We start from the raw sequence: 9,536 nt of genomic DNA, 5'->3' as shown, positions 1-9,536 counted from the left end.
GCTGAAACGCCTGCCCGAAAGATCAATCCGGTAGTCGCCGGTCACCGCCGCATCGGCCTCGGTGACGGACGCCGGGCCGGTCACCGTCAGCGTGCGCGCCGTCGCGTCGTTCGCCGGTACCACCACCTGCGCCGTGCCGGCGACGGCGATTGCACCGTGACCCGCCTGCGCCACTTCGTCCAGCACAACGCTCAGGGTTTCCTCGTCTTCGGCGCTGTTGTCAAACAACACCCCGAAACCGAAGGCGCCGCTCGTCTCGCCCGCGCCGATGGTCGTCTCGCCCGACAGCGACGCCAGGCTGATGTCGGCGGCGTTCGCGTTCGCGCTGTCGCCGGTTATCGTGTAAGTCAGGGTAACCACGCCGCCCGGTTCGCCGCCGCCGACCGTCAGCACAAAACCCGCGCTGCTGCCCTCGGACACCGTCTGCGACGCCGGTGTCAGCGAAATCGTCAGCGCATCGTTGTCCTCAATGGACGCCATGGCGGTGTAATCGGCGGCATCGGCGGCGCGCGTCACCGAGCCGCCGCCCGCGCCGACGGTCGCCGGCGTGCCGAGCGTCAGCGTCAGCGTCTCCGTCGCCTCGTTGACGGTGTCTTCCGTGATGGGAATGGCAATCTCCATGCTCGTCGCGCCCGCCGCGAACTGAACCGGCGATGACGGCAGCGCGCCGACATCCGACGCATCCGCCGCGCCCGTGTCAATCGTGAACGGCACTGTAATCAACGCCACCGAACCCGAAGCCGCGCCGCTCAACGCCGCCGTGAACACGGCCTGCCCGGCGTCTTCCGAAATCGCGCCCGGCCCGCTAACCGAATAAGTAATCGCGTCGTCGTCCTCCAGATCCAGCGTCTGCTGATTCTGATTCGCAGTCCAGTGCCCTCCGGCGACCAACACGCCGCTGATGCGCGCGATGATGGTCTCGTCGTCTTCGTTCAGGGCGTCGTCATTCAGCGATACCGTCGTTCGCGCAGACGCCCCGCCCGGCCAGCCGGCGCGCAGCACCACCGTGCCGCTGCTGTTCCTGTAACCGGACGGCAAGTCGTAGTCCGCGCCCGCATCCGCCGTGCCTGACAGCGTGTAGGTGACCGTCGCCGTCGCCTCGAACACCGCCGTGGAAGGCGATGTCTGCGTTATCTCAAACACCGCGCCGCCGCCACTCTCGGCGACAGAACCCGAAGCCCACGACAGACCGATTGCCAGGCGCTGGTCATCACGCGGCGCAATCAAGGCCACCGACGACGACAGCGGCAAACTCAACCCGGCATTGCCCGGATTGGCGCCCACATCCGGCGCGCCCAACGAAACCACCACCGTCTCCGTCGTCTCCGCATAGGTGTCCGGCACAACCGAAAGCGCCACCGTCCTCGTCGTAACACCCGCGCCGAACATCAGCGTGCCCGTCGTCGCATCCACGCCGTCGGCGCGGCGGTAATCGGAACCCGGCGCCGCCGTGCCGCCCAACCGGTACGACACCGACAATGTGCTTTCATGCGCCGCTCCGGTCGCCGTCGCGCTGACGATGAAGTTCAATGCGGCAACGCCTCCGCCCGGCTCTTCCACCGCGCCGCTTTCAGGCTCCACCGAAAACACAAAGCGGCTTTCCACGCTCGCGGCGATCGTCGCGGTGGAAGACATGCCCTGCGAAACCACAACGCCCGCCGCATTCTGCGCGGCGCCAAGCGCGAGGCTGAAGGTCTCCGTCGTCTCGCGCACGCCATCGTTCACTATCCTGATGGATGAGATAACCCGCTCCGTCTCACCCGCGCCGAACGACACCGCGCCGGTCGGGAAACCGGCCAGCGGCACACCCTGCGCGTCGGCGAAGTCGGACGCCTCGGCGTCATCGTCATCGGCGGCGGCGGTCGCGGCGATGCGCCACGGTATCGTCACAGTCTCTCCGGCGCCCACCTGCCCGCCGCTCAGCAACACCGTGAAGGTCGTCGTCGCACCCTCAAACACCGGCGAAGACGGGCCGGCCACCGTCGCCGTGATGACATCGTTGTCCAGAATCTCAAGCGTCACCGGCGCCGGCAGCGGCGGCGACACCGCGCCCGAAGGAACCGGATTCGACAGCGTCAGCACAATGGTCTCGGTGGACTCGTTGTCATCGTCATCCACCAGGCTCAACACCACCCGCGTCTCGCTGCCGCCTGCGGCAATCGTTGCCGTGCCGGTCTCACCGCCGCCGTAGTCGGCGCCGCTATCCGCTGTGCCGGTCAATGCCCAGGTCATCTGAATCTCGCGGCCCGACAGCAGCGGCCCGGCGTTGTCGCGCAGTGTGATGACAAAGGTCGGGCTGGTGTCGCCCTCTTCCGCCAGCGGCGTTTGCAACGCCGAAACCACAACCGGCGGTGCGCCATCGGCGGCGATGGACGCACCGACCGGCGAACCCGAAACCGTCGTCTCGCCGTACGCGCCGGTCACCGCGGACGCGGCGACCGAAAACGCAAACGGCTGCGCCTGCGGTTCCACCATGCGGTCAGCGGCGATGGCGACGGACACCGTCGCCGCCGTCGTCCCGCCCGCGGTGAAGATCGCGGTGCCGGCAAACGGCAACCCGCTGTAATCGCTGAAATCATCCGCCGACACGCTGCCGCCGACGGCGTCAACGCTCCACGGCACCTCGACCGTTGTCGTCGGCGAACTGCCGAGCGTGATGGTGAAGGCCGCCGCGCCGCCCTCGGCCACCTCACCGCCGCCCGACAGACGCACGGCCATCGGGTCGTTGTCCTCTATCCGGTGAGTCGCAAACGAAACCGCGCCGGGGCGCACATCACCGCCGCGAACCACTCTGATGACGATAGTCTCGGTCGCCTCGTTGAACCCGTCGTCCGCCACATCCAGCGTCACATCCGCGCGCGTTGAACCGGCCTCGATGGCCGTTTGGTAGGTCATCGCCGGCAACTGGCCCGCGGCAATGCCGGCGCCGCCGTAATCCACGCCGCGAACCGCAGTGCCCACAAGCGTCCAGTGCACCGTCGTCGCCTCCGCCTGCGCCTCGTCCAGCGTGATTGTGAACACCGCGTTCATGCCCTCAACCGCCGAAACCCGGCGCGACGCAACCTCCGCCACCGCCCTCACCGCGCCGGCGATGCTGCCCCGCGACACCACCGGCCCGTCCGTGTCCAGCGTCGCCGCAAACAGCGCGCCGGGGTCGCCGTCAAACCCGGTCAGACTGATCTGAAAATGCTCCTCCTCCTCGTCGGCGCCGCCGGACTCGTCGTCGTTCCTGTACAAAAGAACAATGGACGCCTGCGTGCCGCCCGCCCCGATGACGACGCTGCCGGTCAGCGGAAGCGCGGCGACGGACGCCCCCTGCACCTGCGCAAAGTCATCCGCCGACGCGCCGTCAACCACCCGGCGCAAGGTGAGAAACTCGCCCGCCACCACAACCAGGCTCGTCACCGAAGAAATCCGGTACAAGACTTCCACGGCCTGCGTGTGCGCCCGGTCAAGACGCACCCGCCATGTCTGCGAAGTGCCCTCGACACCCACCGCGTCGGGGCCCGACAAACTGACCACCGGCGCACTGCCGCTCGCGTCCACGCGCCCCGACACCGTCGCGCTGCCGGCGCCGCCGCTGAATTCCGTCGTGCCGGCGCCGCCGGCGCCGTCCGCCAGCATCGAGAAGACCACATCGTAAAACTCCTGCGGCTCCGCGAGATTGTCAAAGCAGAAAGTCAGCGCGATTTCGGCCTCGTTGTCGCCCGGCATCCACTCAATCGTGCCGCGCGGCAAGGCGCCGAGCGCGGTTCTCGTGTCGGCAAGGCAGAAGTCCGCCGCCTCCACATCGTCGTCGCCCGTAACCGCGCTGCCGGTCACCGCCCACGCCACCGACACCGGCGCCGTGTGCGGCACCCCGCCGGACAGCCGCAGCCGCACAATGGCGGGTGTGGTCGCCTCGACGGCGACGGCGGGATGCGGCGGCGCCACCGACAGAACGCGCGGCGGCAGGCGCACCTCGACGGCGACCGCGGCGGAATCGCTCCTCAGTGTCATGTCGTCCGTCACCGTCAGCCGGAAGTACAGCATCGGCGTCGCCAGCGGCGCGGTGAAGGTCGCGGTCGCGGCGCCGGCATTGATCAATTCCACCGCGCCCGGATCGCCGGCGATGATGACCTCGGCGTCGTCGCTTGTCGAAACCACCTGTCGCCAGCGGAAAGTCATGCCGCCAACGCCGCCGCCGGCGTTGCGGCTGCCGAGGCCGTCCAGCACGACGGTTGCGCCCGAAGTCGCCCGCGGCATGTCGGCCACGGCCATGGCGGCGGGCGCCGCGGTGTCGCGGTGCACGATGACCACCTCGCGCGGCGGGCCGCGCTCGCCGCCGCTGTCCACCGCCACCACCCGGTGCCGGTAGGTCGTGGCGCCGCCGCGCACCGGGTGGGCCGGCACCGTGAAGGTCGTGACGCGCCCGGGCGTTATATCCGGCTCAAGCGCGGCGCTGAAGAAACTGACGCTGTCGCCGCTCGTGCTCCATTCAAAAAACCGGTCTTCAAGCAACTCCCCTTCATCGCGGTCGGCGGAGAGAACGGTCACAATCACCTCCTCGTCCTGGCGCACATCCAGCGTGCAGGCGCCGCCGCCGTCGCCGCAGACAATTTGCGTTACATCGCCGGTGACGGCCATCGCCGGCTGAAGCGGCGCATCGGTGTCTCGGAACCTGACGCTGATGACATCGCTCGCCGTCGAAGGTTTGTAGCCGGGCTTGGCGGCGGCGACGGTCAGCCGGAAGTGGTAGTCGCCGGTCGCATAGACATCCGGCGTGATGACGGCGGAGGCGATGCCGTCGGTGGACACCGTGCCGGTGGCGCCGCTCAGCGCGCCGAGCCAGACGGCGGTGTCGGTGCTGGCGACGGCGGCGGCGCCGGCGGCGGTGGACGCCACTTGCAGCCACTGCCAGGTCAGCGTGCTCGGCGGCGCGGTGTCGCCGGCGCCGCGGACGGCGGTGCCGGTCAGAATGTAGGCGGCGCCCTGAAGGTTGTCGTCGGCGAAGTCGTCGGCGGCGGTCATCACCGCCGGCGGCGGCAGCGGCTGGTCGCTGGCGGCAATCGCGGCGGTCGCGCTGTTGACGGCGCCGAGGCGGATGTCCGCCGCCGCGCGCGGCGCGCCGATGATGACCGTCAGCGTTTCCGCGTCCTCGGTGGCGTCGTCGTCGGTTATCGCCAGCCCGATCCGGCCGCCGGTCGAGCCGGCGGCGATGATCAATGTGCCCGTCGTCGCCTGCGCGTCGAGGCCGCCCGGCAGCACGATGTCGTAGTCGGCGGCGTCGCCCGTCACGGTGAACGGCACGGCGACGCCGGTGGTCGGCACGCCGCCCGCGAGCGCCACCATGAAGGTCGCCGTCGCGCCTTCGGCCACCGTCGCGCGGTCGGCGGCGATGGTGGCGGTCGCCGGATCGCTCGCGGCGATGACGACCATCGCGGTGGCTGTGATGATGCCGCTGTTCTGGCCGCCGCCGCCGCGCGCGCCGCTCAGCGTCAGCGTCAGCGTCTCGGTGGTTTCGTTGAGGCCGTCGGCGGCAATCAGGACATTAATCACCCGGCTTCCGGTGGCGTTGAAAGAGAGTTGCCCGGAGGCCGAGGCCGGCGCCGTGTAATCGCGCGCATCCACATCGCCGCCGATGGCCCAGTCCACCGTCGCCGGTTCGTTTGGCGCCATGCCGTCGAGCGCAACCGTGAACGCCACCGTGTCGCCTTCGTTCGCGGCGGCGCCGGCGGCGGCGATTGAGAACTCGCGGTCGAACTCGCGGAACGCCACCGTGACCACTGCGGCGCCGGAAACCCCGACGGCGCCGCCGGCGGCGCCGATGTCAATGCCGCCGCCGTCAAAGGCGAGCGTCAAGGTGCCGGTGCCGGTGTCAATGTCGGTGGTGTTGATGCTGGTCAGGACAATCTCGCCGCCGGTGGAGCCGGCCTCGAAGACAAGCGGGCTGCCGGTGGCGTCGGTGAACGGCGGCGGGTTGTCGCCGCCGGCGGTGACGGTGTACGGCACGCGCAGCCGCGCCGCGCTCGGGTGGCTCAGGCCGACCGCCAGCCGCGCGCTGCGGCCCTCGTCTATGGACAGCGCGGCGTCGGCGAAGGAGACGGTGATGTCGTCGTTATCGCGTATCGTGAAACGCCGCACCGGGTTGACGGTGGTGCTCGCGCCCGCCGAACGGAAACCGACCGTGGCCAGGAACACCTCGCTCGCCTCGTTCAGGCCGTCGTCGGTGGACGGAATGTGGATGGTGGCGCGGTCGCCGGTCACGGGAATCGTGATGCGCCCGCCGGCGGGGTCGGTGTAGTCGTCGCCGAGAACGGCGTCAACGGTGGCGCCGCGGTCGTCGGCGCCGAGGGTGTAAATCACTTCCGCCGGCCTGGAAAGGTCGCCGCCGTCCAGGGCGACGGTGACGGTGGCGGTGGCGCCCTCGTCCAGATGGCCGCCGCCGGTTACGGTGGCGGTGATCGGGTCGTCGTCCGGTATCACCAGCGACATCGAGCCGAAGTGCGGGCCGATGTTGCGCGGGTCGTCAACGCCGCCGTTTTGCGGCCTGCCGATTTGCGGGTCGCCAACTCGCGGATCAAAGAGGCGGGTGCCGCCGTCGGTGTTGGGGTCGGGGACGCTGACGCGCACGGTGGACCTCTCCGTCGCCTCGTTCAGGTTGTCGCCGACGACGGTGACGGTGAAACTTCTGGTCGCGCCGTTGGGGTCGCCGGGGCCGAAACGCACGCTCCCGGTGCGCAGCACAAAGTCGGCATCGTCCGCCCTGTCGGCGGGCCCGCCGGTCGTCAACTGCCAGGTAACATTGGTGTCGCGGGTGAACGGGGAGCCGATCATCGTAATCAGGTAATCGCGGCTGATGTTGCTGTCGGTTTCGTCAATGCGGGCCGGGCCGGCAACGGTCAACTGGCGCGCCGTGACATGGATTGAGGCGGCGCAACTGTTGCTTCCGTCCGCGTACTGGACAACCCCGGCGCCCGGCCCCCTGATTTGGCTCAGGCCTTCAGGCCGCAAAAAAATGCGGCCCAGTTCTCCGGCGCGCACTCCTCTCTCATTCAAGCCGTCATCGCGGACCAGGAACCTGATTTCCGCCTGTGTGCTGCCGGCGGGGATGGTCACCCTGCCTTCCAGAATACTGGTTCCCCTGGAGAGCCGTTCATTTCCGGGAGTGCCCGCAGTGAAGTCAAAATCAGGGTTTTCGGCTGTGCTGAGTCGTCGGTCGTCTATGAAAATCTCCACACCCCAGCGCACGGTGATATCCCCCGCGCTCGGGAAAGAACGGAAAGTGCCGTTGTAGGTGCCGGGGTGAAGGCCCTGAAAATTGCCCAGAACAGCCTTGAAAGTTGCCGTGGTGCCCTCGACCAGTTCATAGCCCGGGCTGAAACCGCTCAGGTCAAACTCCCCGAGAGAACAGAATGGCGGAAAGTTTCTGACCACATCAAGAGCGCGATTGAGGCCGCCTGTGTACTGCCCGCTGAAGAAAGCGTCCTCGTCGCCGATGATATGAACCTCAATCGTGTCGTTGCCGGAGATGACGACATCGCCGCCAAGCCCGCTGCCGGCTTCGCCGAACGACATCCGCAGGGTTTCGGCGGCTTCGTTGATGTCGTCGTCGGCGATGGCCAGCACCACCTGCGCCCTGGTTGCCGCGGCGGGTATCGTCACCGTGCCCCCCATCACGCCCGCGCTCACGCCCGGCGCCTGTTCCACGCTGAAGTCGCCCGCCTCAATCCCGGCGCCGCCGACCTCGAAAGGCACCGGCAGACTCACCGGCAGCGCTTGCGCCAACTCCAGCGTGAAAGTCACGCTGCCGCCTTCGGCGACGCCGGCGGGATGGACGCTTACGCTGTAATTGCCCAGGTCGTTGTCGTATATCTCGCCGCTTTGCTCCGCCGCGCCCAACTCGGCGAAGATGCCGGGGTTGCCGCGCGGATTGCCGAGAGCAAGGCGCCAGGTCTCGGTGCCTTCAAGCGACAGGTCGTCGGGCGTTTGCACCGTTACGATGGTGAAAACCTGGCCGGCCGCGATGACCGCCGTGCCGGACGGAAACACCGTGTCCGGGCCGTCCACGCCGTCGGCGTCGAAATCACCCGGCTCCGCCGGGTTGCCGGCGGCGCCGGGGCCGATGCTCCAGTCGGCGCTGACGCCGCCGTCGGACGCCGGCTGACCTTCGCCGATGGCGACGGTGAAGCGAATGACGCCGCCCTCGGTAACCGCGGGCGACGCGGAGCGGATGCCGAGCGTCTGCTGCGGCAGCACCGTGATGGCGACCGTGTCAAAAGAACTTCTCAATGTGTTGGTGTCGGTAACCGTCAGGCGGAAATACAGCGTCTCCATCTGCGACGGCGCATCGAAACTCGCGACAGCGGTGTTCGAGGAACGCAGCACCACGCCGTCGGTGACGACCCCGGCGCCGGCGTTGTCCGTGTTCACCTGCAACCACTGGTACTGCAACTGGCCGGTGTCGCGGACGCCGCGCGCATTGAGGCTGGCGCGACCGTCCAGCATGACCCGGCTGTCAATGCCCGCCTGCCGGTCGGGGCCGGCGTCGGCCACCGGCACGGCGTTGTCACGGTGAACAATCGTCACACGGCGCGGCGCGCTTCTCTCGCCGCCGTCGTCCACCGCCGTCACACGGTGGCGGTACGTTGTGGCGCCGCCGGTTTCCGGATGCGTCGGCACCGTGAATCCGGTTACGCGGCCGGGCGTCACATCCGGCTCAAACGCGGCGCTGAAAAAGTCGGCGGTGTTGTCGGTTCGCCATTCGTAATACCGGTCTTCCGCCAGGACAAAGAGCTCCCCGCGCGGGTTCAAATCGGTGGCGGTGGTGGTGATGACCACGCGGTCGCCCTCGCGCACGCTCAGCACCAGATGGCCGTTGCCGTCCGTCGCCGCCGCGTCGGCGCCGGTGGCGGACACCTCCGGCGTGGTGGGCGCGTCGGAGTCACGGAAGCGGACGCTGACGACATCGCTGACGACGGTCGGCAGGTGGTCGGCCCTGGTGGCGGTTACCGTCAGGCGGAAATGGTAATCGCCGGTCGCATACACCAGCGGCCTGATTGCGGCGGAAGCGGCGACATTGCCGGTCGAGGAAAACCGGCCGGTGGCGCTGGTGATGGCGCCGAGATACACGGTGAGGTCTGTGGCGGGCACGGCGGCGGCGTCCGCCGCGGTGGAGGCCACCTGCCGCCATTGCCATGTCAACAGGCTGGGCGGTGTGTCGGCGGCGGCGCGCGTGATGGCGGCGGTCAGCGGGTGCGTGCGGCGGAGGCTGCCGTCCAGTTCAAAGAGGCCGCTGAAATCGTCGGCGGCGATCGCAAGCGCCGGCGCCGGCGCCGGCTGGTCGCCCGCGCCGATGATGACCGTTGCGCTGTTCGGACTGGCGAAAGCGTCTCCCGCCGTGCGCGGCTCGCCGACAACCACGCGCAGCGTCTCGTCGTCTTCGGGCGCGGTGTCGTCGGTGATGTGCAAATGAATCAGCCCGGTGCGGCCCAACGGAACCGTCAATACGCCCGTCGTCGCGGCGGCGTCCAGGCCGGGCGGCGACACAATGTCAT

General features: G+C 68.8%; 1 protein-coding gene. It reads right to left on the bottom strand.

Features of this window, described 5'->3' with window-relative positions; translation table 11 throughout:
- Positions 1–9,536: hypothetical protein (locus OXU50_02325; protein ID MDD9868719.1), on the bottom strand; the 9,536-nt coding region annotated here is incomplete at both ends.

The sequence above is a fragment of the Gammaproteobacteria bacterium genome (assembly GCA_028817225.1).
Lineage (GTDB): Bacteria > Pseudomonadota > Gammaproteobacteria > Poriferisulfidales > Oxydemutatoraceae > Oxydemutator.
Note: the sequence above shows the minus strand (reverse complement) of the source record. Positions and strands in the feature narration are given on the sequence as shown.